Here is a 26,295-nt window from a genome sequence, read left to right on the forward strand (position 1 = left end):
CTTAAATCATCAATGCAAGAGATATTTCGTTTTTTAGAGGCATTAAGAGAGAATAACGACCGGGATTGGTTTCATGCCAATAAAGAGTGGTATTTGAGAATAAAGGCAGAACACGAGGCATTTATTAATCGTGTCATAGCGGCGTTGGCTGTCGTGGAACCGGAGGTCGAGGGGTTGGAAGCGAAAGATTGTATCTTCAGAATTTACCGGGATACGCGTTTTTCCCCGAACAAGCAACCCTACAAGACACATATCGGGGCGTACATGGTGAGGGGCGGTAAAAAGAGTCCTCGTTCGGGGTATTACGTGCATATCGAACCGGGTAACTGCTTGCTTGCCGGGGGAGTGTGGTGTCCGGAGCCATCTTTGTTGAAAGCGTTGCGGCAAGACGTGTATGATAATATTGATGAATTCACGGATATTGTTCGGGATAAAGAGTTTGCCAAGTATTACCGGTTGGACGGAGAAAAATTGAAGAAAGTACCCGCTCCTTTCCCGAAGGACTTCCCGGAGGCAGAAATGTTGAAATTCAAGGCGTATACTGTTACTCACGGTGTGCCGGATGCGTTTTTCGAGGGTGAGGATGCGGTCGAGAGGGTGGTTGACCGTTTGTTGTTGATGAAACCTTTTCATCGTTTCTTGAATTACACGGTGGAAGAGACGTGGAATAATTGAAAATGGAGAATTGAAAATTGAAAATGAACGTGTTTTTCCTTTGAATGGCTTTGATAATAAGGGGAAAAGTCGTATATTTGTAGTATGGAAAAAACAAAAGAAAAAATGCCGCAGCTAGTGAAAAACGCCACGGTCCGGGAAGAGATTTTGCAGGGAATGATAACCTCGTTTCAATTGGAAGGAATAAAGATTTCCCAAGAGACGGCGTACACTATTCTGGAACGGGTGAATTTGAAACTTAAAATGCGTAAGTAATGATCTTTTCCATTCTGGAGTAGTCTTTGCGGGCTACTTGCTGAACGGCTATAATATACTCGTCGAAATTCACTCGTCTGAAATTCAATCCTGTATAACCTTGTTTGCGAGCCATTAGATTGGCAAGTATACGTGCTGTCCGTCCGTTTCCCTCCCGGAATGGATGAATGAAAAGCAATTCCCCGTGTACTTTGGCGATGTCCTTGATTAACTCCTCTTGATGAGCGTAGTGATCCGGAAGATGTGCCAGTATCTCTTCTTCAAAAATTCGCATATTATCCGGGATAAAGCGTCCGGCCGGAAAGACGAATCCCCCTTTCGATACATTCACGGAGCGGAAATGCCCGGCAAAAGAGTAGAGTTCTTTTAACGCGGTACGGTGGATGTCGCAAATGTATTTTATCGTGAATTTCGTTTTGGGCGTCAGGTTCTCTGTAAATAGAATTTCGGCAGTCAAAAAGCCCTCGAACTCGGCATTGTGTATTGCTTCCTCGTCGGTAAGTCCGAGTAAGTTGTGGAGTATTTCACCCTCTTCACCATTGGTCGAGTATCTGTTCATGGCGTTCGATTTGCTTCAAAGTTATGGAAATCTGTCAATATCACCAAATTTATTTAAGATTTATGATTTATGATTTGTGATTAACCGCTATCTTTGTCATTCGGTAAAGCCGAGTTACAAGTTGTAATTATTATAAGATAACAATGAAGGTATTATTATTGGGTAGTGGCGGACGCGAGCATGCGTTGGCGTGGAAAATAAACGAGAGTGAGAGATTGACAACGTTATATGTTGCACCGGGAAATGCCGGAACTGCCGGGATCGCGGAGAACGTGAATATTAAGGTGACGGACTTCGAGACATTGGCTGCATTTGTCGAGAATAACGGCATCGAGATGTTGGTCGTGGGACCGGAAGATCCGCTGGTGGAAGGTATTCGGGATTATTTCGAGGCTGATGCCCGTTTTGCACACTTGATGATCGTGGGTCCCGGAAAGGCGGGAGCGATATTGGAAGGGAGCAAGGATTTCGCGAAAGAATTTATGATTCGTCACCATATCCCGACGGCGGGTTACTTGACCGTGACGAAAGAAAATATAGAGGACGGGGTTGATTTTCTGAAAACACTGAAACCGCCTTACGTGTTGAAGGCTGACGGACTGGCTGCCGGTAAGGGTGTCTTGATATTGAATGATATCGAGGAGGCGAAAAGTGAACTCCGCTTGATGTTGGACGGTAAGTTCGGTAAGGCGGGTAATCGAGTGGTGATAGAGGAATTCTTGAGCGGGATAGAGCTTTCCGTGTTCGCCCTCACGGACGGGAAAGATTATAAGATATTAGGCTCTGCCAAAGATTACAAACGTATCGGGGAAGGGGATACCGGATTGAACACGGGTGGAATGGGAGCCGTTTCTCCGGTGCCGTTTGCCGACGAGGAGTTCAACCGGAAGGTGGAAGAGCGGATTGTACGTCCGACGATAGAGGGTTTCCGAGCGGAAGGTATCGATTACAAGGGATTCGTTTTCTTCGGGTTGATGAATGTTGCGGGTGATCCTTACGTGATCGAGTACAACGTGCGTATGGGTGATCCGGAAACGGAAGTCGTGTTACCGAGATTGAAGACGGATATCTTATCTTTATTCGAGGCGATGGCGAAGGGCGAGTTAAAACAAGCTGCTTTTGATTTGGATTCCCGTTTTTGCACAACGGTCATGTTGGTATCGCAGGGTTACCCGGGAGATTACGAGAAAGGAAAGGTTATTACCGGATTGGAGAACGTGGAGGGTAGTATCGTGTTTCACGCGGGAACAAAATTGACAGACGGGAAAGTGTTGACAAACGGGGGGCGCGTATTGGCTGTCAGCTCGTATGGCGATACCATGAAAGAGGCTTTGACTCAATCATACAAGAACGTAGCGAAAATTCATTTCGAGGGAATGAATTTCAGGCGTGATATAGGGTTTGATTTATAGCACGCGAAGAAAATGGGATTCAACTCGGTACTGAAGTCGAAAAATTTGTATTTGTTATATTTGTTGCCGTTTATTCTGGTAGCAATAGCATTTTTACGTTTCACGCTGGATGGAGACGGGGGAATCATTTGCCGCGAGAATGGTTTAATCTCATTTCCTTTTTTAAACGAAAACCAGCATCTTCTTTGGTTAAAGGCGGCAGGGATGTTCGTGTTGTTGTGCTTGTCTTTTCTGATCTTCTTTATCGCGGACCGGTACAAATTTTTATCCCGTATTACCGTGTTGCCCGCGTTGCTCTATGCTTTGATGTCGGCGGGAATTATTTGTCATTATGGCGTGAATAATTACCTGCTGGCAGCATTTTGCATGATTGTGGCGATATCCCGTTTGCAGTCGGCTATCGTGCACTCGAACTCCAATGCTCCCGTGTTCGGGTTCGGTTTGTTTACTTGTTTGGCAGTCTTGCTTTGTCCCAAGTTAGTGTCGTTGTTGCTTTGGGCTATCGTGGTATTGCCTTTCTCCGGTCGGGCGAATGTCAAGGACTTGGTAGCCTTGTTTATCGGCTTTTTTACCACTCTGTTTTTTACCGCCGCCTACTATTTCTGGACAGATCAATTATTCGAACTCCCGGCAGTGTTCTCGGAAACGTTGTTAGCGGGGGAAGGCTTCTGGAGGTTGATGCCGGAGAAACTGGCTGCCTATATCGTTTTCGGGGTACTGATTATCGTGTCGTTGTACAACGTGATCGTGAACTCTGCGACCGCTATTGTTGCGCAACGGAGAGGCATATTTTCAATGCTCTCGATGCTATTGTTCGCGGGTAGTTCCTTGTTTTTTATTCCATTCAATTGCCATGGCATCATGCTGATACTCGCGATACCCTTGTCCTACTTGTTTTCACAATATTTTATCTCACACCGCACCCGATGGTTGGGAAACGTGTTGTTTCTCCTCTTGTTGGCGGCGTGTGTTTGGACTATTTGGTAGAATATCAGGGTACAAATGTCGTACTCTAGTAGAATGTCAACATCTCTCCGCGTACCTTCTCGTTGATTTTACCGTTGTTGTACACGATTTGTCCATTCACGATTGTTGTTGCCACTTTATAAGTAAATGTCATTCCTTCCAATGGCGACCAACCGCATTTGTATCGTAAATTTCTTTTCCTGACCGTCCACGGGTGTTTTTCAAAGATGGCGATATCCGCCTTGTAGCCTTCCCGCAAGTAGCCTCTTTCCTCGACATGAAAGATATCAGCGGGGGCATGGCACATTTTGTCAACGACGTTTTCAAGCGTGATTTCACCCCGTTCCATGAGTTCCAGCATGACCACCAGCGAATGTTGTACCATGGGGCCGCCGCTTGCCGATTTGATATAAACACCGGCTTTCTCTTCCGGCAAGTGGGGGGCGTGGTCGGTGGCAACGACGTCCAGACGGTGTTCATTCAGCCCTTGCAACAATGCCTTCCTGTCACTCTCTGCCTTGATTGCCGGATTCCATTTCACGAGGGAGCCTTTCGTGATGTATGCCTTGCTGTTGAACCATAAATGGTGGACACAAACTTCCCCGGTGATACGCTTTTCTTTTCTGGGGCCTTCGTCTAGCAGAGCCACTTCCTCTTCCGTGCTTAAGTGGAGTATGTGCAGGCGGCTGTTATGCTCGCGAGCCAATGCTGCGGCTAGAGAGGAACTCTTGTAGCATGCTTCCCGGCTGCGGATCACGGGGTGGCAATACGTGGGGATGTTGTCGCCGAGCATTTCTTGAAGAAGTGCCAGATTCCGGTTAATCGTGGGAGTATCCTCGCAGTGCGTGGCAATTAAAACGGGAGATTCGGCAAATATGCGTTCCAGTGCTTCCGGGCTATCGACGAGCATGTTACCCGTGGATGAACCCATGAATACTTTTACCCCGCAGGTCGTGTGGGGATCGACATTTCTGATCTCGTCAATGTTATCCACGGTTGCCCCAAGGTAGAATGAATAATTCACGACAGCGTTCTCCCGGGCGATTTGTTGTTTTTCCCGCAACAATTCGTTCGTGACGGTGGGCGGCTTCACGTTGGGCATATCCATGAACGAAGTGACCCCACCTGCTGCCGCGGCACGGCTTCCTTCCCCTATATCCCCCTTGTGGGTTAAACCCGGTTCGCGAAAATGTACTTGGTCGTCAATCACGCCGGGTATAATAAATTTTCCCGTCGCGTCAATGACTTTTACACCCTTGGGGATTTCAGTGATTCCGCCTTCAATGATTTTCTCGATCCTGTCGTTTTGAATAAGAATATCACCTTTAAATGTTCTCCCTTCGTTTATGATTGTTCCACCGTGAATAAGCATATTAATTTATGATTTACGATTTTTGATTTACGATTGAATAATTCTGAGATTTAGATTTCTGTTAATTTCTTGATTTATGATTTTCCGTTAACCGATGCTTCTAAAATCGTAAATCGTAATTCATAAATCGTAAATTAATCCGTCGGCAATCACAGAATTAATTTATTCTCTTTTTACGTTTCCCGATGCTTCTGAGTTTCATGGTGATGACACCCCAGAATGCTTCGTTGAATATACCACCGCTCATTTTGGACGTGCCTAGGGTGCGGTCGGTGAAGATAATCGGGACTTCTTTCAGTTTGAACCCGAGTATCCATGTCGTGAATTTCATTTCGATCTGGAATGCGTATCCTTTGAATCGGATTTTGTCCAAGTTGATTTCTTCCAGAACCTTTCTCGTGTAGCACACGAATCCGGCTGTGGCGTCATGTACTTTCATGCCCGTGATCATTCGCACGTACTTGGAAGCAAAGTAAGACATCAGTACCCGTCCCATAGGCCAGTTCACAACGTTGACGCCGGTGACGTAGCGGGAGCCGATAGCCATGTCGCCCTCTCCCGAAGCACAAGCGTTGTAAAGTTTCACCAGATCGTCCGGGTTATGCGAAAAGTCCGCGTCCATCTCGAAAATGTAGTTGTACCCGTGTTCCAGAGCCCATTTGAATCCGGCGATGTAAGCGGTGCCTAATCCCAATTTCCCCTTTCGCTCGATCATGTGGAGTTGCGGGAACTCGGTTTGCAGGCGTTTGACGATTTGTGCCGTTCCATCGGGAGAATTATCCTCGATAACAAGGGCATCAAATGCCGGGGTAAGCGTGAAAACGTGTCGGAGAATGTTTTCGATATTCTCTTTCTCGTTATAGGTAGGTATGATGACAACTCTGTCGTTCATAACGATATATTTTATAAATAGTCAATAATCCGTTCCAACTTGTTCCCCCGGGAGCCTTTCACCAAAATGAAAGAATTTACCACTTCATGCGTTTTTAAATGTTCAATCAGAGTATCCGTGTCGGGAAAATAGGTTGTAAATGTATAGTTATTTATGATAGATTCAAAATTATGCCCCACGACAAATACTCGCGGGAAATTGTGATTCGCGATCATATCCATGATTTCCCGGTGCGCTTCGTGTGATATGTCCCCAAGTTCCCGCATTTCGCCGATAATGATGAGTTTGTTGTCCGCTTTCATTTCCGCGAAGTTGGAAATAGCCGCCCGCATACTGCTGAGATTAGCGTTGTATGCGTCCAGAATGATGGTATTCTGTTCGGTTTTCAGTAATTGGGAGCGTAGATTCGAGGGCGTGTAGGCTTCTATCGCTGCCTGTATTTGCAGCGGGTCTACCTCGAAAAATATTCCCGCGGCAGAGGCTGCCATGGCATTGTCGAAGTTGTAGCCCCCGATCAGTTTGGTACGTATATAAAGATGCCCTTGGCGGGTTTTTATCGTGTACACCAGATAGGGTGCGGTTTGCGCTATCTCGCCCTTGACTAAATCTCCGTCCGCGCCGTAAGTATATCGTTTCGCACCCTCGGACAGGCGGCAAAGCAGTTCATCTTCCCCATTCACGAAAAGAATACCTTGTTTCGCCTTGACGGATTTGTACAGGGCACTTTTTGTTTCGATGATATTCTCGTAACTGCCGAAACCTTCCAAATGTGCGTAACCGATGTTGGTTATAATCCCGTAATCCGGTTCTGCGATTTCGCACAGGTCTTTGATTTCACCGGGGTGGTTGGCACCCATTTCCACGATGCCGAATTCCGTGTCTGTATCCATGCTGAGCAAGGTGAGCGGAACCCCGATATGGTTATTCAAATTACCTTTGGTGGCAACGGTTTTGTACTTTTTCGAGAGTACGGCATGGCATAATTCTTTCGTGGTTGTCTTGCCGTTTGTCCCGGTGATGCCTAAAATGGGGATGTTTAACTGTCTGCGGTGATGATTCGCCAGTTGTTGCAGAAAGCGTAATGTATCGGGAATGAGTACGCACCGGGGCGAGATGTTGTACTCGGCTTCATCAATGACGACGTACCTTGCTCCTTGTGCTATAGCTTTCTCCGCGAATGTGTTACCGTTATGATTTTCCCCTTTTAAGGCAATAAATATATCCCTTTCTTTTATTTCCCGGGAGTCGGTGGTAACCCGACTGCCTTCCCGGAAGGCCTTGTATATAGATTCTAATTCTTCCATCTTTCGTTTTATTCGATAGGAATTACAAATTTATAAAAATAAATGAACCGATCAATTTTAGATTTATGATTTTAGATTTACGATTCTGTGATTGGGTGATTTTTTATTAATATCGCGGGATAATTTAATCTTAGAAATAATGAAAATCAAGACAGGGTTGGGGATTGATGTCCACCGGTTGGAACCGGGGTTGGATTTTTGGCTCGGGGGAATCAAGTTGCAACATGATAAAGGTTGCGTGGCACATTCGGACGGGGATGTGTTGATACACGCTATATGTGATGCACTTCTGGGAGCTGCCGGGTTGGATGATATCGGGACGTATTTCCCGGATACAGCTCCCGCGTACAAGGGAATCGACAGCAAGATATTGTTGAAGAAAGTGGTCGAAATGCTTGAACGGAAATGTTTTTCTGTCGGGAATATCGATTGTGTCATCTGCCTGCAACGCCCGAAAATTAAGATGCGGACACTGGAGATGAGGGAATGTCTGGCAGAGATTATAGGAATTGATGTCGATGATCTCACGATAAAGGCTACGACCACGGAACAACTCGGTTTCGAGGGTAGGGAAGAAGGGGTTTCAGCCTATGCTACCGTGCTGCTTATCAAGTTATAAAAAAGGAAAGCCGAGCGGCTTTCCTTTTTTTATTTTAGTTCATGTAGTCCCACATGGGTAACAGGATTGGTTTCTGGTTCAATGCCTTCAAGGCTTTTTCTCCCAAGTATTTTTTATGAATTACCACGCGGAAGATGTATTCGTCAAACCATTTGTCCGTGAACGTGAGATAGCCGTTATGTCCCGCTTGCGGTCCCCAGCTATTCTCGAATTCCCATTTCGTGGGGTTCCCGTTCTCGTCAACATCCACTGCCATGAGCACCATGGCGTGAGCGGAACCGCTTTGGCGGGTGAGAATACGTGCTTTTTTATCCATGGAGAAGTCTACGCCCATTAAAGAGTTGTAGTCGTACATCTCCGGGTCGAGAATCCCGGTTTCCCGGTTGAAGAATTTACCCACGTCGCTGGAAGTGTACATTGCCTCGTTCCCTTTGATTGAAGCAATTGCAGCTTGCTTGATGTCCTCGTTCGGCAGGTTCAGGTACACCCAGTTGATACCCTCTATCGTGTTGCGATAGTTCTGGATATCGTATATTTTGTAATATTCCCGGGTGGGGTCGTTCATAATCATGATATAGTTCTCCGGGCTGTAATCGGCGGGAGTGATTTCCTTGTAGAACTGTTGCGGGGTGTAGTTTGCCAATTCCTTGATATCGCCGTTTTTATCCTTGTATCTCCACGTGAAGGTGGTAGGCGGTTCGCCGAGGCAAAGAGCCAGAATACGGTAAATATCTTTCAGCACGGATATTTTTTCAACGCGCAAATCTTTGGCTTTCTTGCCTTGTGCCGCCATTTCCCGGATGGTGTAACCACCTTTGCGGAGGCGTTCATTGATTAACGATACCATGGCGTTGGTATTGTTCGAGTGGGCTGTTTCCGGCATCACCTCTTTCGGGACAACCCCGTATTTTTCGCCCAAATTGTAATAAAGATTCCATACGCCACCGTCGTTCACGGGAGCTTGGAACATATAGTACACGTCCCGATCGTCCATCGGCTTGCCGGCATTGGAAATCATGTTCTCGAGGAAAAGATTGGATTTCTCGAACATATCCCAGAAATAGAGATAATTGTGCGAGAAGTCAAAATTGGTAAGATTGTATTTCTCCATGATGCTCGGGCGCAACACGTTCATGGACGTGAACATCCAGCAACGTCCGGAACTTTTCTGGTCCGTGATGCCGTTCACTTTTACCCGATACTTGAAATAATGGTCTGTTTTGCCTTGTACTTCCCGGTTGAGGGCATTGCTACGGATGTCCTTGTCATTTGTCAGCACGTTCTGAATGGCTTTCGTGGCAGCGTCCTTCCGGAAACTCCCTTTGATATCGTTCAGTTCTTTCTCTCCTACCGTTTGAGCGCATAGCGTTCCCCCGGCCAAAAGCAGAGAAAATAATGTCGTGTATAACTTCATAATTTTAGATTTACGATTTTAGATTTATGATTTTGAAACGGAGAGTTGAAAATCGGAACATGTGTGTAATTTCCAATTTTCAATTCTCCATTTTCAATTGTTTAAAGGTGAATTACCTCGTCGTAAGCGGCACAGGCAGCTTCCATCACGGCTTCGCTCATGGTCGGGTGCGGGTGTACCGTTTTGATGATGTCGTGGGCGGTAGCTTTCATTTTGCGTGCAAGTACCATTTCGGCAATCATCTCGGTCACGTTCATACCTACCATGTGGGCACCTAGTAACGTGTTGTCGGCAGCGTTGAAAATCAGTTTGATAAAACCGTCATTGGCTCCTGCCGCGCTGGCTTTCCCGGATGCGGTGAAGGGGAATTTACCGATTTTGAGTTCATAGCCCGCTTCCCGCGCTTTTGCCTCGTTCAGTCCCACGGATGCAACCTCGGGTGTGGTGTACGTGCATCCCGGGATGTTCGTGTAGTCAATTGTTTCGGTGTGAACCCCGGCGATGTGTTCCACGCAACAGATGGCTTCAGCCGATGCCACGTGAGCCAGTGCCGGACCGTGCACGATGTCGCCGATAGCGTAAACGCCTTCCACGTTCGTGCGGTAGTACTCGTCGACCTTCACCCTACCTTTTTCCATTTCGATATTCAGCTCTTCCAAACCGATATTTTCCACGTTCGGGCTGATTCCCACCGCCGAAAGCACGATTTCTGCCTCGTGTACTTCGATTTCACCCTTTTTATTTTTGATGTTTACTTTCAACAGTTTTTCTCCGGCTTCCACGCTTTCCACGGATGATTTCACCATCACGTCGATGCCTGCTTTTTTGAAAGAACGTCCCACTTGTTTGGAAACTTCCTCGTCTTCTACCGGGAGGATTGTCGGCATGAATTCAACCAACAATACTTTGGTTCCCATGGCGTTGTAGAAGAATGCCAATTCGGAACCGATAGCTCCCGAGCCGACCACGATCATGGATTCCGGTTTGTGGTCGAGCGTCAGTGCTTGGCGGTACCCGATGATGCGTTTCCCGTCCTGCGGGATATTCGGCAATTGGCGTGAACGGGCACCGGTTGCCAGCACGATATGTTGTGCCTCGTGAACGGTTTTCTCGCCCGCCGCGTCGGTTACCTCAACTTTCTTGTCGGCGGTCAGTTTACCGTGCCCCTCGATCACTGTGATATTGTTTTTCTTGAAAAGGTATTGGATACCTTTACTCATCTTGTCGGCTACTCCCCGGCTGCGGGCGATAATGGCATCGAAATCCGGTTCCGCATGCTCAATTTTTACCCCGTAATCGGCGGCGTGTCCGGCGTACTCCAACACTTGAGCCGATTTTAGTAATGATTTCGTCGGGATACAGCCCCAGTTCAAGCAGATACCCCCAAGTTCCGCACGTTCTATAACAGCCACGTTCATTCCCAGTTGTGAAGCACGGATGGCTGCCACGTATCCCCCGGGACCACTACCTACCACGATTAAGTCGTATTTCATTTTATTTGTCATTTATAATGTGAATAATTATTACACTGAATCATCGGGTGACAAAATTAGGGTATTTGTTTAGAATAGAAAACAAAATCGATTTTAGATTTTAAAAGGTTTCTCTCGCGTTCGTGTTAATGTAATAAAAATAATATGTATAAATAATGAATTTTATTTGTAGTTGATATATATCATCTCCTATTCAATTCCCATTCAACTCCTATTCAAAGCCTATTATAAAGGTATAAGAATAGAATTTAAATTGAAATAGTATAAAAATTATTAATACTGAAATTTATAGTATATACGTTATTCTTTCACGTGGAATAACTGATTGTGTCGAGAGCTGTTTTTGAACGGGGTAGAAAATATTTTCCCGTTATGATATCGAGAGTTGAAGTTAAAATTTTGTATTTCTAAGTTGAAATAGTATCTTTACACGCTAAAATTTTATATAGTATTGAAAATAACTGGTATATGAAGTATTCCGTGTTGTGTGCCTTGCACTGTCGGTTGTGAATGAAGAGAATATTTCATGTCGCTTAAAACATAAAATTGGATATTAATATGAAAGGACTAAAAATTGTTGTTCTTGCTAAGCAGGTTCCCGATACAAGAAACGTGGGGAAAGATGCGATGAAGGCAGACGGAACTGTAAACAGGGCAGCTTTACCTGCCATCTTCAATCCGGAGGATTTAAATGCTTTAGAGCAAGCTTTAAGATTAAAAGATACAATTGAAGGAACTACTGTTCACGTGTTGACGATGGGACCGGGGCGTGCCGCCGAAATCATCAGAGAGGCGATGTACAGGGGTGCGGATGGCGGTTACTTGTTGTCGGATAGGGCATTTGCCGGTTCTGACACGTTAGCGACTTCTTATGCCTTATCTTGTGCTTTACGTAACTTGGAATATGACGTGATTATTTGTGGTCGTCAAGCGATTGACGGTGACACCGCGCAGGTAGGTCCGCAGGTGGCCGAGAAATTGGGATTGCCGCAGGTAACTTACGCGGAGGAAATACAGAAATGTGACGGGAATGTGCTCACGATTAAACGTCGCTTGGAAAGAGGTATCGAGGTGGTAACTTGCCCGCTTCCCTGCGTGGTAACGGTGAACGGTTCTGCAGCCGAGTGTCGCCCGAGAAATGCCCGTTTCGTGATGAAATACAAAAACGCGAAAGGCACTCAAGAGGCTCAAGATGCCAACGAGGATTATTTCGCGCTGGTGAACGAACGTCCCTATTTGAAGTTGACGGAGTGGAGCGTGAACGACGTGGAGAGTAATCCTGCGGATCTCGGTTTGAGCGGTTCGCCTACCAAGGTGAAAAACATCGAGAACGTGGTGTTCCAAGCAAAAGAGGCAAAAGTGCTCTCCGGCACGGATGTGGAAATCGATGCCATGATGAAAGAGTTGATAACGAATCATACAATTGGATGATTTTAGATTTTAAATTGTAAATTTTAAATTGCTATCCCGGGTGATTGCGGTTTGAATCTATGAAATCTAAAATCTAAAATCTAAAATCTAAAATAATATGAACAGTGTATTTGTATATTGCGAGATAGAAGAGGGGGTAGTTGCCGACGTGAGCCTTGAGTTGCTGACGAAAGGTCGTGCCCTTGCAACAAGATTGGGTGTGAAGCTTGAGGCTATTGCGCTCGGACATAACTTGAAAGGTATAGAGAAACAGGTATTTCCTTACGGGGTTGATGTAGTTTGGGTGGGCGACGATGCCCGTTTGGCTCCTTATACGACGCTGCCTCACACGAAGATGTTGGTTCGTTTGTTTGATGCGGAGAAACCACAGATTGCTTTGATGGGGGCTACCAGCGTGGGACGTGATTTGGGGCCTCGCGTGTCTTCTGCTTTACATAGCGGTTTGACTGCCGATTGCACGAGCCTTGAAATCGGGGAATACACGGATGCCAAGAGCGGTAAGAAATACGAGAATCTGTTGTACCAGATTCGACCTGCTTTCGGGGGAAATATCGTGGCTACTATCGTGAACCCGGATTGCCGCCCGCAGATGGCTACCGTTCGCGAGGGGGTAATGAAAAAAGAGATTGTCGATCCGCAATATAAAGGTGAGATAAAGAATTTGAACATCGACGAGTATCTGGACGATACGGATATGGTCGTGAAGGTGATAGAGCGCCAGATGGAGAAATCCAAGGTGAACATCAAGGGAGCCCCGATTATCGTTGCCGGAGGATACGGCGTGGGTTCCAAGGAGAATTTTGCTTTGTTGCATGAACTGGCTTCCGTGTTAGGCGGGGAAGTGGGTGCTTCGCGTGCTGCCGTGGATGCCGGGTTCTGTGAACACGAGCGCCAGATCGGACAGACGGGTACCACGGTACGTCCTAAATTATACATCGCTTGCGGTATCTCCGGACAGATACAGCATACTGCCGGAATGGAAGAGTCTTCCATGGTTATAGCGATCAACACGGACGCGGATGCCCCGATTAATAAATTTGCTGATTACGTGATCACGGGTGACCTGAACGTGGTAATTCCGAAAATGATCCAGTATTACAAGAAAAACAGCAAGTAGACGATTGTAAATTTTAGATTGTAAATTTTAAATTCCTGAACCGTGGATTTTTGAGCATCAATCTAAAATCTAAAATCTAAAATTTAAAATTTAAAATTGAAAAAGGTATGGCAAATTTCTATACAGATAACGAGGATTTGAAGTTCCACTTGGGACATCCTTTGATGAAAAAGATCGTCGCGTTGAAAGAACGGAATTTCGAGGAGGCGGGAAAATGTGATATCGCTCCCCGTGATTTCGAGGATGCGATGGATAACTATGATAGAGTGTTGGAGATCGTGGGGGACATTTGTGGTAACGTGATCGCCGAGAATGCGGAAGAGGTTGACCACGAGGGACCGCAAGTGATTGACGGTCGCGTGAAATACGCTCGCGGAACACAAGAGAATCACGACGTGTTGACACAAGCCGGTTTGTACGGTATGTCATTGCCGCGTGAGTATGACGGGTTGAACTTCCCGATGGTTCCTTATGTAATGGCTGCCGAGTTGGTTTCCCGCGGTGACGGCGGATTCGCCAATATCTGGGGATTGCAGGATTGTGCCGAAACGATTCACGAGTTTGCCAGCGAGGAGCAAAAACGTGAATTTTTGCCTCGTGCCGCGAAAGGCGATACTTACGCGATGGACTTGACCGAGCCGGATGCAGGGTCGGATTTGCAATCCGTGCAATTGAAAGCGACTTATTGCGATAAGACCAAGAAATGGTACTTGAACGGTGTGAAACGCTTTATCACGAACGGTGATGCTCAAATCTCGTTGGTTTTGGCACGTTCGGAAGAAGGTACGCATGACGGTCGCGGTTTGTCCATGTTTATTTATGACAAGGCTGACGGCGGAATGACTGTTCGTCGTATTGAAAATAAATTAGGTATCAAGGGTTCCCCGACTTGCGAGCTAGTATTCAAGGATGCGCCTGCCGTGTTGGTGGGTGAGCGTAAGCTGGGATTGATCAAGTACGTGATGTCGTTGATGAACGGTGCCCGTCTGGGCGTGGGAGCTCAATCGGTAGGTATCGCGGAAGCAGCTTATCGTGAAGGTTTGAAATACGCCGGGGAAAGACGTCAGTTCGGTAAGGCTATCATAGAATTCCCAGCCGTGTACGAGATGTTGACCAATATGGAAGCCAAGTTGCACGGTGCTCGTGCCATATTGTACGAGACCAGCCGTTTCGTGGATATGTACAAGGCTTACACGCATATTGCCAACGAGCGTACATTGAATAAAGAGGAGCGCGAGGAGATGAAGAAATACCAGAAATTGGCGGATGTTTTCACCCCGCTTCTGAAATTATTCTCCAGCGAGTACGCTAACGAGATAGCTTATGATGCGTTACAGATTCACGGTGGGTCAGGATTCATGAAGGACTACCCGATCGAGCGTCTGGTACGTGATGCCCGTATCACGAATATATACGAGGGAACTTCTCAATTGCAGGTTGTGGCTGCTATCCGCGGTGTAACAACAGGACAGTACGCCAAGCATATCCGTGAAGAATACGAGAAAGCTCCTATTTGCCCGGAGCAGGAGTTCGTGCGTGAAACTTTAAGAGGCATGACTGCCGCCTACGAGGCTGCCGTGACGAAAGTTACCGCTGTCGGGGAAACGGAATACGTGGACTTCCATGCTCGCCGTCTGGTGGAAATGGCAGGGTATATCATTATCGGTTACTTATTGTTGATTGATTCTCAGTGGGATGGCCGTTTCGCGAAATCAGCCGAGATATTCGTGAAATACGGACAGGCAAAAGTTGCGGGATACGCGGCTTTTATCAATGATTTCGAATTGAAAGATTTGGGAATGTACAAGAAATAACGCATTTCTAAAATTACAAAATACGTGAAGAGATCGTTCCGAATGGAGCGATCTCTTTTTTATCTCCACTCTTCCGGGGTCCCCCCTTGAAAGCCTGCTCTTGGAAAATTGTTTTTACAACTGTTTCGTTTTCTAAAAAAAAATAGTGTTTTTTTTTACACGAATATGATTAAAACATTATCTTTGCTATTGTAAATCATTGATTTGCAGAGTATTGAAATGATCAGAAATGGCTCTGGGAGGGCAGAGTCGTTAATTTGTAATTGTATGAACGGGATAAAAAAGTCTATTTATAATGTTTTTTATAAAACGTCAGGAGTATGTTTTATACTTTTCTGTACGATTGACTTTTTATACGCCCAAGGGACAGACGACGTGGTGAACGCGTTGGTGAATGCAGGGTACGAAAATGTCAGTCGGGAAATAGGGGAGACGGAAGAGGTAATCATGTTTGAGAATACATTGTGGCGGGCGAACGGGGACGGTATAAGAGAAGCCATTAAACTTATAGAATTATATCCGGTGACCCCGGGAAAAGGACGGCGGGTGGTCGTTCTGAGAAACAAGGTGCCACAGGTATCATTGTTGCTCCGTCCGGGAGAAGCTGCCGGGATAGGATGGAATGTCAGTTATGAACTGGGGGATTCATGGAAAAAGGTTCACGATAAAAAACTTGCCAATAATTCCCGTTGGAAAGCGGATTTGGTATTCTACCCGCAATTCTCTTTACGTAACCAGAAGTTCCACAAGATATACGATGTGTTGTTCAATATCGCCCCGGCGTTGGAAATTGTTCCGTTCCGGGGAACGAAAATCACGGGACAGGTTATTATCCCGGTTTTCAACGAGTTCGGCGGATTGTACGATGATGTGCGTCCCGGCTATATTACCGTGCAACAGAATTTTAGAGTGGAAAACGTGTTTCTTCAAGCAACGGTGGGGAATTTCAATCAAAACCGCTGGGGAATGGATTTGAGTTTTTTCCGTCCTTTTACAAAGGGCTGGTTGCAATATTTCGCGATAAAAGGGGGAGTCGGGTTGACGGGTTCTTCTTACTTTATAGATTGGAATTGGCATTATGGTCCCACGAAACTCTTTACGTGGAACGTCGGGGGAAGTTATTATAACCCGCAATATAACGTGCTTTGCGAGGTGCGGGTGGAGAAATTTCTTGCCGGGGATATCGGGGTGCGGGCAGATATGACGCGCCATTTCAGGCGTGCCTCTATCGGCTTTTACGTTATGAAAAATGACTATGATAATCTGGATGGCGGATTTCATTTCTCGATATTGATTCCACCGATGAAGTACAAGAGGAAGCGGGTGAGAGTAACCCCGGCTAAATACTTTAATATGGAATACAAAGCAGCCGGATTATTCTTTAACGGGAAGTCCTATAAAACGAATCCGGGACAGAATAAAGCGGAGGAGAACTTTAACCCGTATTACATAAAATCACAAATACAGAATAACTAATAACTTAAATTAAAAGCAGAAAGCAAGTAAAATAGTAAACAAAATCAGGAAATAATAAGTTAAACAAGTGTAAACCTTTATAAATGAAAGAATGATGAGAAAAGAAGTAAAACATTTTGGTATGAGCGCGAAAGCTATACTAATGGTAATGGTTGTCTTCGGAACGCTTTTCGCTAGCTGTTACACGAAGGATGATATTCCGGTGGTTCAGGTACCGGAGGAAGTTCCCAACAAGTACATTATCGAAGGTACGATTGTAGCCAACACGAATGGAGTTTTGGAAACTTTGAAAGGAGTTACCGTGACCAGCGACAAGAACGGCGTTGTTTCGTCGGGAGATGCTAACTTTATTGTTACAGTGGGCAGTCCTGATACTTACACGTTATCATTGAGTAAGACGGGATACGATCCTATTTCTTACAAAGTGGTTGTTCCGAGCGCGGGCGACAAGATTACCGGACAATTGATTTCCGTGAATGTACAATTGACGATGTATCGCGAGAATACCTCGAATCCGGGTACCGGAGAAGTTGGTGTAGACGGTGGAAACGTGGTAAACGGAAACGGTACGTTGACGATTCCTGCCGGGGCTCTTACAGCGAACACGACGATCACCATGAGTGTTAATGATGATGTGAAACAAGCTGTTGAGGTAACCGGTTCGCAAGAGGCTGCCGCTCAATTCCTGTTGGGTGAGTTCGGTCCCGGCGGAACGAAATTCCTTGCTCCTGTGGATTGGAGTGTAGCGTATGACGCTTTGTCTGATTTTTATTTGGCAAACACGCAATTACAATACAGGGCGAATAACAATGCCGGTGACTGGACGGTTATGACTGATGGTATTGTTTATGACAATGATAATGATAAGTACAATGTATCATTAACCCACTTCTCTCAATACCGTATGGTATACTTGGCAAGCGGAATGACGTTGGATGCTGTTACAGAAACTCTTCCGGCTATCGCGACAATCTTGAATACGAATCCTTCACCTGCTTCGATCACTGAAATTCCTTACAAGAAATACGAGGGTGCCGAGTTGACTTTAGGTGACGGATGGAATAATATCACGAATGCTTCTGATCAACAACAAATCGAGGAACTGGTGAAGAATGCCGTTATGGCTAAAGTAAACGTATCGGAATTTAAAGCATCTATCGGTGAGCCGGTTGCTGCTAACTATGTATTGAGGGATCCGATCACGTTACCGTACGATTATCACTTGTTGTCCAAAGGAGAACAATCCATGGATTACTACGTGTTCACGTTCAAAGTATACAAGAAAGCGGACAACGCGGCTGTCGAGTTGAAAGTGAACGTGAAGGTGGCAGGTAAAGTTTCTATTTTCGTGGAAATGGATTATTGTGGAGCACATCATACTCACGGAAGCTGCGGACACGTGTATCACGGTGGTGCCGGCGGTGGTATGGTTATAGGAGATTAATTTAGAAAAGGAATCGAACGTTAAGTTAAATCCGGAAGCAAAATGTCATTGATATTGAATATGAAAAGGGTGTTACTCGCGAGTATATTTATCTTGAGCACTTTCATGCTTTCGGCACAATTAACGTCGGGTACGACCGGATTGTTGAACAGTCCGTCTGCCGATATGCAACCTGACAAGACGGTGATGCTCGGTGGAAATTTTTTGCACGACCGGATAACCCCGAACGGGTTCCCGTATAACACGTACAACTATTTCTTGAATATCACGTTCTTGCCTTTCCTCGAAGTGGCTTACACGTGTACCTTGTTTAAGGCTACCGACAAGTTTGTCCCAGAAAAGAAAGGGAGGTTTGTCAATCAGGATCGTGCTTTTTCTGTTCGTTTACGAGCGCTGACGGAGAGGAAATATCGTCCGGCTATTGTTCTCGGGTCTAACGACCTGTACACGCAAAGCAACGGGGGAGGGATTATGACGGAGGAATCCAATAATCAATATTTCAACAAGTTCTACTTGGCCGCGACGAAACACGTGAACATCACGAAAACAGAACAGGTCGGATTGCATTTAGCGTATCAGTACAACAGACGGGCGTCCAATCGCCTGAATGGGTTTTCCGGGGGAATTAGTTATAAGCCCTCGTTTGCTCCCAACTTGAATCTGATCGTGCAGCATGATTCGAAAAGTTTCTTTGTAGGTGCCAACTACCTGCTCTTGAAGCATCTTTTTATGCAAGTTGTTTTGCAGGACGGGCAATATTTTTCGGGAGGGCTGGCATACAAGATTTATTTGAAAGGTAAATAACGAGGAATTTGATAAAACTATAAATATTAATAGAATGAAAATAAAGACTTTATTACTCTCTGCACTGGTTGTGGCGGCTTCCTGTTCGGTAACCGCCCAAACGACCGATACGGATGTAAAATATATGTCTCCTAAATTTAAGGATAATATTTTTATCAGTATTGGTGTGGGTGCACAAGGTTACCTGACGCAGGATAACTTTGACCACGGTTTCGGGAAAGTGATCCAACCGTTGGTGAATCTGTCCGTGGGTAAATGGATGGATCCTTACTGGGGGCTTCGCGGACAGGCATCCGGTTGGCAAAGCAAAATGTACACGGATGTCGACCGTCTGAACAATGGCGGCGTATTCAATAAATTCGAACGTAAATATATCAATTTGAACTTGGATTTCATGTTGAACCTGACTAACCTCTGGCGTCAATATGATCCCGAAAACAAATGGGATATGACCTTGTTCTTGGGACCCGGTTTGAGTTTTGGTAAATTCCATGACAAACAACTCGATGTGCTTGTTAACGGTTCGTTGGGATTGGGTGGAAAATACCATATCAACAAGTATTGGGCTATCGACTTGGAGGCTCGTACACATTTGATGCCGACATTCTTCTATACCTCTAAATACACGGGGTCAGAAGAGATTGCCGGACGTTCGTACCAAGACGGATTGCTTTCTTTGTCGATTGGTGCGACTTACACTTTCGGCGGTCGGAAGTTTGCCCGTTACGAGAGTGGAGCGGAACAGATGCGCCAACAATTGAATGACAAGATCAACGGTTTGGAAAACGAGTTGCGCAACACGCAATCTCAGTTGGAAGCTGCCAAGATTGCTGAGCAAGTGGCTCAAAAAGAACTTGCCTTGACCGAGGCCGAGAAAGCTGAAGCTATCGCTGCCGCTGCAAGACAGGATTTCACTCAATACGTTGGTTTCACAATCAACAAGAGTGCCGTGAAAACGGAACAAATGGTGGTACTGCAGGCTGTAGCCAACTATATGGCTGAGAACCCCGGCGTGAAGATGAAAGTTGTGGGTTACGCCGACAAACAAACCGGCAGTAACTATTTTAACCAGAAACTTAGCGAAAGACGCGCGAAAAGTGTTTACGACCTGTTAGTGAAGAAATTCGGAGTGTCTTCAGACCGTTTGTCTTACGTCGGGTTGGGTGACCAGTCACAACCTTTCAAGGTGAACAATTACAATCGTTTAGTAATGATCCTTGGGGAAAAATGATAATCAAGAGTTTATGAGGTTCGAGAGTCCGAACAAGTCATTAAATACAAAATGAATCTTATAGACTTATAAGTTGAGGGGTTGCGAAAGCAGCCCCTTAATTTTATTCTTCATCTTTACCGATTTCAATCGGTTTGTAACTCTCCCTTTCTTTACGGTCAGTTGTGGCGGCACAGCTGATGCCTCTTTCTCTCATGGCCTCGCTTTTACCGATGTGTGTATTCGGGAATTTTTTCTTTTTACTGAAAAACGTTGTTATTCCCAAGCCGATGAAAGCTATTCCGACCAGTACCAGTATGATAATGAAATAAGTTCCTAGCATAATATTATTCGTTTGGTTTAAACAAAAATACGATTATTTCTTCGGCAACCCAAATAACCGATTGGATATTGTCTTTTTTGTGATAGAAGATAGTTCGTTAACAATAGTTGATAGGCTTACGATGTCAATTTATTATGATCTTGTGTGATAAAAAAGGATTGATTGAAAAAGTGTTATCAATTGATCGTTTAATGCGATGCAAATATACCATATTTTTATTAATTGAAAAACTATTTGCATAAATTTTCCATTTTCGCAATCAGATATTTACAGTTTTTCGAGAAACGAAATTCGATAATTTTTTTTAATATCATTAAACGATGGTTTATAGAAATAAAATTTTCAACTCTTTCGGAAAATGCTTGGATAAACATCTGATAGATGTGATTGAAAAATAAAACTGGTTCTTCATGGTTGTAAAAAAAGAAATGGTATTGGGATGCGTGCATGATTATCGGTTATGTGTTATCGGATTGATTTTGACAATTTTTTGTTCAACAGAGTTATACGCTCAGAAAGAGGACGGAATTGTCAAAACTCTAGTTAATGCCGGTTTTGAAAATGTTAGTAGAGTCGTATCGGGCTCGGAAGAAATCATCACTTTTGAGAATACCGTTTGGAAAGCCGACGGAGAAGGAATCAGTAAAGCTATTGACTTGATCGGGAAATATCCCCCGCTTCTGGGGAAAACAAGACGTGTGGTGGTTTTACAACTGGGTATACCCCAAATGTCATTAGTATCGTCGGCGTCTGCCGCGATTACAACTACAGGAACGGTAAATTCCAATTGGTTACCGATGTACGAATTGGGAGACGCGTGGAAATCGGTTAAGAGAGTTCCTCGGGAAAACCGTTCAAGATGGAAAGTCGATCTTGTATTCTACCCGCAATTTGCATTTAGAAATCAGAAGTTTCATAAGGTATATGATATTTTGTTGAACTTGTCTCCCGCGCTGGAAATTGCACTAATAAGAGGAATGAAGCTAACGGGGCAGGTAATTATTCCTGTGATAAATCAGTACGGTGCTAAATACGAGCAAACACGTCTAGGAATCTTCACGCTCGAACAGCATTTCCGCGTACTGAATAGTTTAGTCGATCTGACCGCGGGAATTTTTAATCAAGACCGTTGGGGATTTGATTTGCACCTGTTCCGTCCGGTTATGACCGAAGGATGGCTAAGTAATTTTGCCTTGGAGGGACGAATCGGTCTAACCGGTTCCTCTTATTTTTATCATTGGAACTGGCATTACGGGGCAGCGAAGTTGATAACATGGAATGTCGGGGGAAGTTATTTTAACCCGATGTTTAACGTGTTGTGCGAGGTGAAAGCAATAAAGTTTTTAGCGGGAGATTATGGCGTGAGGGCGGATATGACCCGGCATTTTAAGCGGGCGTCGGTTGGTTTTTATATTATGAAGAATAACCGGGGAAATATAGATGGTGGGTTCCATTTTGCGATAGCCCTTCCTCCCATGGGGCAAAAAAGAAGAAAGGGTTTTCGGGTAATGCCTGCACGGTATTTTGATCTGGAATACAAGGCGGCGGGGTTGTTCTTTAATGGAAAGTCCTATGAAACACGCCCCGGGGAGAATAAAGCGATCGATAATTTTAACCCAAAATATATAGAATCACAATTAAAGAATTAGAATGAAGAAAACAAAGTTTAGAACTTAAATAACATGAAAATGAAGAAAGAAGTAAAACATTCAGGAATTGGTATTAATTTAATGCTGTTAATAACAGTGTTTTTCGGATCATTGTTTAGTAGTTGTTACACGAAGGATGATGTTCCGGTTATGCCTACAACGGAATCAAGCGATTCCGTCGTGTATAAAATAAACGTTAAGGTCGTAGACTTGAGCAATACTCCTATTGAGCATGTCAAGATCTATCCAATGGGTGTAGAAACCGACGCGAATGGAATGTATACTTTCACGTTGAATGTTGCTGGAAGTGTTTCATTTTCTTTGGAAAAAGAAGGTTATGAAAGTGTGTCTTACACGGTAACTTTACCTTTCGGAAAGAATGGTGAGACTAAAACTGTGGAAGCTACATTTTTAATGAAAAAAGTAGAAATCAAGGAGGCAATCTATACTGTTGCCGGAAAAGTGTTTGACGGGTTAACCAAGGAAGCGGTAACAAATGCTACCGGTACTTGGACTTTGAGAGGAGGAGCTGCAGCTGATAATGGTACATTAACTATAGGTGCAGACGGAACATTCTCTCAAGTATTGCATAAACCTGGTGTATATGATTTTGTAATTAATGCAACGGGTAAAGAGGAAGTAAAATACTCTGTAACCATTCAAAAAATAGCGGCCGATGAAGAATATTATTTCAACATGGAGATCCCGATGTATGAAGAAGGTACAGTTGAAGGGCAAACTTACACGTTAGAAGGGACTATACGTGATGCCGATGGACAAGATTTAACGGGGGCAACGGTTTATTATAGTGTTGCCGGAAGTACTGAAACGACTCAAGTTGAGGTTTATGGAAACGAATTCTCTATTGATAACTTGAAAAAAGGTTCAGTGACTCTTTTTGTTAAAAAGGATGGTAAAAATGGTTGGTCAAAAACTTTTGACTTGAATAAATTCTCTGTAGGAACAGCGATTGCGGTACCTGTATACATGACTGCACCTAAAGCGGGTGAAGAAACCGCAGAAGTTTTTGTTCCCGGTCAGGGGGCGGAGCTCAAGCCTGTAAAGACGGAGTCTGGTGTAACTGAAGATGGAAAAAAGATGATCGAGGTTGCTACAACTTTGAGTATTCCTCAAGATGCATTGAATACCGCAACATTAATATCTACTAAGGTTAATGCTACCATTGATAATACTACAAGTGGTGGTATTCTTGATGTGATTCCTGCCGCTGCAACATTTGTTACCGGTGAGTTCTTGCCTAATAATACAACATTCGTTGCTCCATTAACTTGGAAGATTACGAATCCTTTTGATAAAGTTTTCATCGGAATGAAATTGCAATATAGTGAAGATGGCGTGAATTGGGCAGCCCCGGAGAAAGACGCAGGAATAGCTGTGCAAGGTAATGATTATATAGCTAAGATTCATCATTTCTCTTATTATCGAGTAGTATTGGAATCTTCTTCTGTTGATACCGTTACAGAATTGACTCCTATCAATTTTGAAAAATTCTATTTGAATAATACCGCTAAAACTATTAAGAAGGGAGAGGGTAAATTTACCTATACTGTTAAAAACGGATACGAATATATAACTTCATTGGATGGGTACAGCGAAAACGTTCAAGCATTGATTGAAGCTGCATTGGAAGGGCTTAATGGAGAGCCGATGGCAACTGTAGAGAAGACTGGAGCAAATGACATCGATGTACCGAGTGATTGGGTGTATGTCGCTAGTGGTCAGCAACAATTCTTGATTAAGACTTATACCTTCAAAGTTTCCGGAGGAGAGGATATTGTCGTTAAGATTAAGACAACGAATGGTCAAGTTTCAACGATTAGCGGTAAAATTGAGATGTTTGATCAACATCACCACACTCACGGTGGTCACATCACTGCTGGTGGTGCTGGTGGAGGTGCCGGAGAATAAATAGATTTAATGAACCTATAAGAATGAACCGAAAGTAATAAAAATGCAGACGAACATGATAAAGAAGATATTATTCATTTGCTTATTTTTGTTTAGCTCGTTATTACTTTCGGCTCAACTAACGCTTGGAACGACCGGGTTGTTGAATAGTCCGTCGGCAGATATGCAACCGGACAAGACCGTGATGATAGGAGGAAATTTTTTAAATGATCGTGTAACACCCGATGGATTTCCGTATAATACATATAATTATTTCTTGAATATCACGTTTTTGCCTTTCCTTGAAGTTGCATATACTTGTACGTTGTTTAAAGCGACGGATAAGTTCGTGCCATCAAAAAAGGGGCGGTTCGTGAATCAGGATCGTTCTTTTTCAGTCCGTCTGCGTCTGTTGCGAGAGAGAAAGTATCTTCCGGCGATTGTAGTCGGCTCAAATGATCTTTACACGCAGAGCGGTGGAGGTAAAATACTTTCGGAGGGCAGTGGTAATCAATATTTCAGTCGGTTTTATATAGCTTGCTCGAAGTATATAAATATTTGCCCGACAGAACAAATTGGAGTACACATGGCTTATTTGTATAATCGGCGGACTTCAAATCATTTGAATGGTTTTTCCGGTGGTGTTAGTTATAAACCTTCGTTTGTTCCGGAATTGAATTTAATAGCTCAATATGATTCGAAAACTTTTTGTATCGGGGCTAATTATTTGCTTTTGAAGCATCTTTTCGCGCAAGTCCTTTTGCAGGATGGTAAGTATTTTACCGCGGGATTGGCGTACAAGATATATTTAAAAGGAAAATAAAGAGAGAACGAGGAAATTATAGAATATAAATAAAGAACAAAATGAAAATAAAGACTTTATTACTTTCAGCTCTTGTTGCCGGAGCCTCCTATAGCGTGAGTGCTCAAACGACAGAACCTGATGTAAAGTATTTGTCGCCTAAATTCAAGGACAATATTTTTATCAGCATTGGCGTTGGTATGCAAGGCTACATGAACACGGATAATTTTGATTACGGATTTGGAAAAGTACTTCAGCCGTTAGTCAATTTATCTGTAGGTAAATGGATGGATCCCTATTGGGGACTACGCGGACAAATATCCGGATGGCAATCTAAATTGTACACGGATGTGAATCGCTTGAATAACAATAACAAGTTCGAGAAATTCCAACATAAGTATATTAATTTGAATCTGGATTTCATGTTGAATTTGACTAACCTATGGCGTGCATACAGTCCGGATAACAAATGGGATATGACCTTATTTCTGGGACCCGGTTTGAGTTTCGGTAAGTTCCATAATAAACAAATGGATGTGTTGATTAACGGTTCTATCGGTTTGGGAGGAAAATATAACATCAATAAATATTGGGCTATTGATTTGGAGGCTCGGACTCACTTGATGTCGACGTTTTTCTACACGAATAAGTATTCCGGTCAGGAAGAGATTGCCGGACGTTCTTATCAAGATGGACTGCTTTCTTTGTCAATTGGAGCAACTTACACTTTTGGCGGCAAGAACTTCGCTCGTTACGAGAGTGGTGTTCAGGAGATGCGTCAGCAACTGAATGCCCAGATTAACAATCTCGAGGCTGAATTGCAACAGACTCAATCCCAGTTAGAGGCTGCTAGGATTGCAGAGCAGATTGCTAAGAAAGAGGTTGCTGCCGTGGAGGCAGAGAAAATGCAGGTTGTGGCTGAAACAGCAAGAAAAGATTTCGCTCAATACGTGGGTTTCACGATTAATAAAACGGACGTGAAAACCGAACAAATGGTGATTTTGCAAGCTATTGCCAATTATATGGCTGAAAACCCGGATGTGAAGATGAAAGTTGTCGGTTATGCTGATAAACAAACCGGTAGCAAGTATTTCAACCAAAAGATCAGCGAGCGACGTGCTAAAAATGTTTACAACTTATTGATCAAGAAATTCGGTGTTCCGGAAAATCGTTTGTCTTATGTTGGCTTGGGCGATCAAGACCAACCGTTCAAAGTAAACCAATACAATCGTTTGGTTATGATCTTGGGTGAAAAATAATATAGTGTAAGGAAGCAAGAAAGATAAGAAGCTGTCCATATGTAAACGGGCAGCTTCTTATCTTTTTGGCAGGTATT

The 26,295-nt window shown here is 44.2% G+C and carries 23 protein-coding genes; 16 read left to right on the forward strand and 7 right to left on the reverse strand.

Annotated features, from left to right (window positions below):
• The first annotated feature begins 12 nt into the window (after positions 1-12).
• Both ACK8P8_RS12205 and ACK8P8_RS12210 read left to right on the forward strand, forming a co-directional pair.
• Positions 13-675 carry a DUF2461 domain-containing protein gene (locus ACK8P8_RS12205; RefSeq protein ID WP_410025946.1) on the forward strand — a complete coding sequence of 221 codons (663 nt, stop codon included), beginning with the start codon at positions 13-15 and terminating at the stop codon, positions 673-675.
• A gap of 84 nt (positions 676-759) precedes the next feature.
• Positions 760-930 (forward strand): hypothetical protein, encoded by a 171-nt coding sequence (locus tag ACK8P8_RS12210; protein WP_176554860.1) that lies wholly within the window; start codon positions 760-762, stop codon positions 928-930.
• On the opposite strand, the gene ACK8P8_RS12215 is transcribed toward ACK8P8_RS12210, so the two are convergent.
• Positions 914-1,489: a Fic/DOC family protein gene (locus ACK8P8_RS12215; protein WP_099289996.1), complete on the reverse strand. Its 576-nt coding sequence runs from the start codon at positions 1,487-1,489 to the stop codon at positions 914-916. The two genes, ACK8P8_RS12210 and ACK8P8_RS12215, sit on opposite strands and share 17 nt — an antisense overlap.
• 143 nt (positions 1,490-1,632) lie before the next feature.
• Between ACK8P8_RS12215 and purD the strand changes: the two genes are divergently transcribed.
• Together purD and ACK8P8_RS12225 are read left to right on the forward strand one after the other, a co-directional pair.
• Positions 1,633-2,901 (forward strand): phosphoribosylamine--glycine ligase, encoded by a 1,269-nt coding sequence (gene purD / locus ACK8P8_RS12220; RefSeq protein ID WP_410025947.1) that lies wholly within the window; start codon positions 1,633-1,635, stop codon positions 2,899-2,901.
• Between the two features lie 12 nt (positions 2,902-2,913).
• Positions 2,914-3,888 carry a hypothetical protein gene (locus tag ACK8P8_RS12225; RefSeq protein WP_227217230.1) on the forward strand — a complete coding sequence of 325 codons (975 nt, stop codon included), beginning with the start codon at positions 2,914-2,916 and terminating at the stop codon, positions 3,886-3,888.
• A 25-nt stretch (positions 3,889-3,913) separates the two neighbouring features.
• On the opposite strand, the gene ACK8P8_RS12230 is transcribed toward ACK8P8_RS12225, so the two are convergent.
• The 3 genes from ACK8P8_RS12230 to ACK8P8_RS12240 form a co-directional block, all read right to left on the reverse strand.
• Entirely contained in the window at positions 3,914-5,239 is a 1,326-nt protein-coding gene (locus ACK8P8_RS12230) for a dihydroorotase (protein WP_410025948.1), read from the reverse strand.
• 157 nt (positions 5,240-5,396) lie between these two features.
• Positions 5,397-6,131: a polyprenol monophosphomannose synthase gene (locus tag ACK8P8_RS12235; RefSeq protein WP_222621194.1), complete on the reverse strand. Its 735-nt coding sequence runs from the start codon at positions 6,129-6,131 to the stop codon at positions 5,397-5,399.
• 11 nt (positions 6,132-6,142) lie between these two features.
• Positions 6,143-7,435: a UDP-N-acetylmuramoyl-tripeptide--D-alanyl-D-alanine ligase gene (locus tag ACK8P8_RS12240; RefSeq protein WP_410025949.1), complete on the reverse strand. Its 1,293-nt coding sequence runs from the start codon at positions 7,433-7,435 to the stop codon at positions 6,143-6,145.
• A gap of 139 nt (positions 7,436-7,574) precedes the next feature.
• Between ACK8P8_RS12240 and ispF the strand changes: the two genes are divergently transcribed.
• The gene (gene ispF / locus ACK8P8_RS12245; RefSeq protein WP_410025950.1) at positions 7,575-8,054 is read left to right on the forward strand and encodes a 2-C-methyl-D-erythritol 2,4-cyclodiphosphate synthase; all 480 of its coding nucleotides are present in this window, start codon (positions 7,575-7,577) and stop codon (positions 8,052-8,054) included.
• A 34-nt stretch (positions 8,055-8,088) separates the two neighbouring features.
• On the opposite strand, the gene ACK8P8_RS12250 is transcribed toward ispF, so the two are convergent.
• Entirely contained in the window at positions 8,089-9,468 is a 1,380-nt protein-coding gene (locus tag ACK8P8_RS12250; protein ID WP_410025951.1) for a C1 family peptidase, read from the reverse strand.
• Positions 9,469-9,569: 101 nt separating this feature from the next.
• Complete coding sequence (gene lpdA, locus ACK8P8_RS12255; RefSeq protein ID WP_303181367.1) at positions 9,570-10,961, reverse strand: dihydrolipoyl dehydrogenase; 1,392 nt, start codon at positions 10,959-10,961, stop codon at positions 9,570-9,572.
• A gap of 558 nt (positions 10,962-11,519) precedes the next feature.
• Between lpdA and ACK8P8_RS12260 the strand changes: the two genes are divergently transcribed.
• The 7 genes from ACK8P8_RS12260 to ACK8P8_RS12290 all read left to right on the forward strand — a co-directional run bounded on the left by ACK8P8_RS12260 (position 11,520) and on the right by ACK8P8_RS12290 (position 20,278).
• Positions 11,520-12,392 carry an electron transfer flavoprotein subunit beta/FixA family protein gene (locus tag ACK8P8_RS12260; RefSeq protein WP_099290005.1) on the forward strand — a complete coding sequence of 291 codons (873 nt, stop codon included), beginning with the start codon at positions 11,520-11,522 and terminating at the stop codon, positions 12,390-12,392.
• A 97-nt stretch (positions 12,393-12,489) separates the two neighbouring features.
• Positions 12,490-13,509 carry an electron transfer flavoprotein subunit alpha/FixB family protein gene (locus ACK8P8_RS12265; RefSeq protein WP_410025953.1) on the forward strand — a complete coding sequence of 340 codons (1,020 nt, stop codon included), beginning with the start codon at positions 12,490-12,492 and terminating at the stop codon, positions 13,507-13,509.
• Positions 13,510-13,616: 107 nt separating this feature from the next.
• The gene (locus ACK8P8_RS12270) at positions 13,617-15,323 is read left to right on the forward strand and encodes an acyl-CoA dehydrogenase family protein (protein WP_410025954.1); all 1,707 of its coding nucleotides are present in this window, start codon (positions 13,617-13,619) and stop codon (positions 15,321-15,323) included.
• Positions 15,324-15,590: 267 nt separating this feature from the next.
• On the forward strand, positions 15,591-16,799 hold the full coding sequence (locus ACK8P8_RS12275; protein ID WP_099290008.1) for a hypothetical protein: 1,209 nt from the start codon (positions 15,591-15,593) through the stop codon (positions 16,797-16,799).
• Between the two features lie 121 nt (positions 16,800-16,920).
• Positions 16,921-18,243 (forward strand): peptidase associated/transthyretin-like domain-containing protein, encoded by a 1,323-nt coding sequence (locus ACK8P8_RS12280; RefSeq protein ID WP_227217238.1) that lies wholly within the window; start codon positions 16,921-16,923, stop codon positions 18,241-18,243.
• 60 nt (positions 18,244-18,303) lie between these two features.
• Positions 18,304-19,047, forward strand: a complete 744-nt coding sequence (locus ACK8P8_RS12285; RefSeq protein WP_176554865.1) for a YjbH domain-containing protein — start codon at positions 18,304-18,306, stop codon at positions 19,045-19,047.
• A gap of 34 nt (positions 19,048-19,081) precedes the next feature.
• Entirely contained in the window at positions 19,082-20,278 is a 1,197-nt protein-coding gene (locus tag ACK8P8_RS12290; protein ID WP_099290010.1) for an OmpA family protein, read from the forward strand.
• A 103-nt stretch (positions 20,279-20,381) separates the two neighbouring features.
• On the opposite strand, the gene ACK8P8_RS12295 is transcribed toward ACK8P8_RS12290, so the two are convergent.
• A complete protein-coding gene (locus ACK8P8_RS12295) occupies positions 20,382-20,600 on the reverse strand; it encodes a hypothetical protein (RefSeq protein ID WP_186977204.1) in 219 nt (72 codons plus the stop codon).
• A 410-nt stretch (positions 20,601-21,010) separates the two neighbouring features.
• Between ACK8P8_RS12295 and ACK8P8_RS12300 the strand changes: the two genes are divergently transcribed.
• From ACK8P8_RS12300 to ACK8P8_RS12315, 4 genes are read left to right on the forward strand one after another with little or no spacing between them, the layout of a single operon-like run.
• A complete protein-coding gene (locus ACK8P8_RS12300; protein ID WP_303181361.1) occupies positions 21,011-22,249 on the forward strand; it encodes a YjbH domain-containing protein in 1,239 nt (412 codons plus the stop codon).
• Positions 22,250-22,288: 39 nt separating this feature from the next.
• The gene (locus ACK8P8_RS12305) at positions 22,289-24,178 is read left to right on the forward strand and encodes a carboxypeptidase-like regulatory domain-containing protein (protein WP_369860583.1); all 1,890 of its coding nucleotides are present in this window, start codon (positions 22,289-22,291) and stop codon (positions 24,176-24,178) included.
• Between the two features lie 55 nt (positions 24,179-24,233).
• Complete coding sequence (locus ACK8P8_RS12310; RefSeq protein WP_369860584.1) at positions 24,234-24,980, forward strand: YjbH domain-containing protein; 747 nt, start codon at positions 24,234-24,236, stop codon at positions 24,978-24,980.
• A gap of 41 nt (positions 24,981-25,021) precedes the next feature.
• Entirely contained in the window at positions 25,022-26,218 is a 1,197-nt protein-coding gene (locus ACK8P8_RS12315; protein ID WP_369860585.1) for an OmpA family protein, read from the forward strand.
• The last annotated feature ends 77 nt before the right edge of the window (positions 26,219-26,295 follow it).

The organism is Butyricimonas muris (assembly GCF_046365375.1).
Classification (GTDB): Bacteria; Bacteroidota; Bacteroidia; order Bacteroidales; family Marinifilaceae; genus Butyricimonas; species Butyricimonas muris.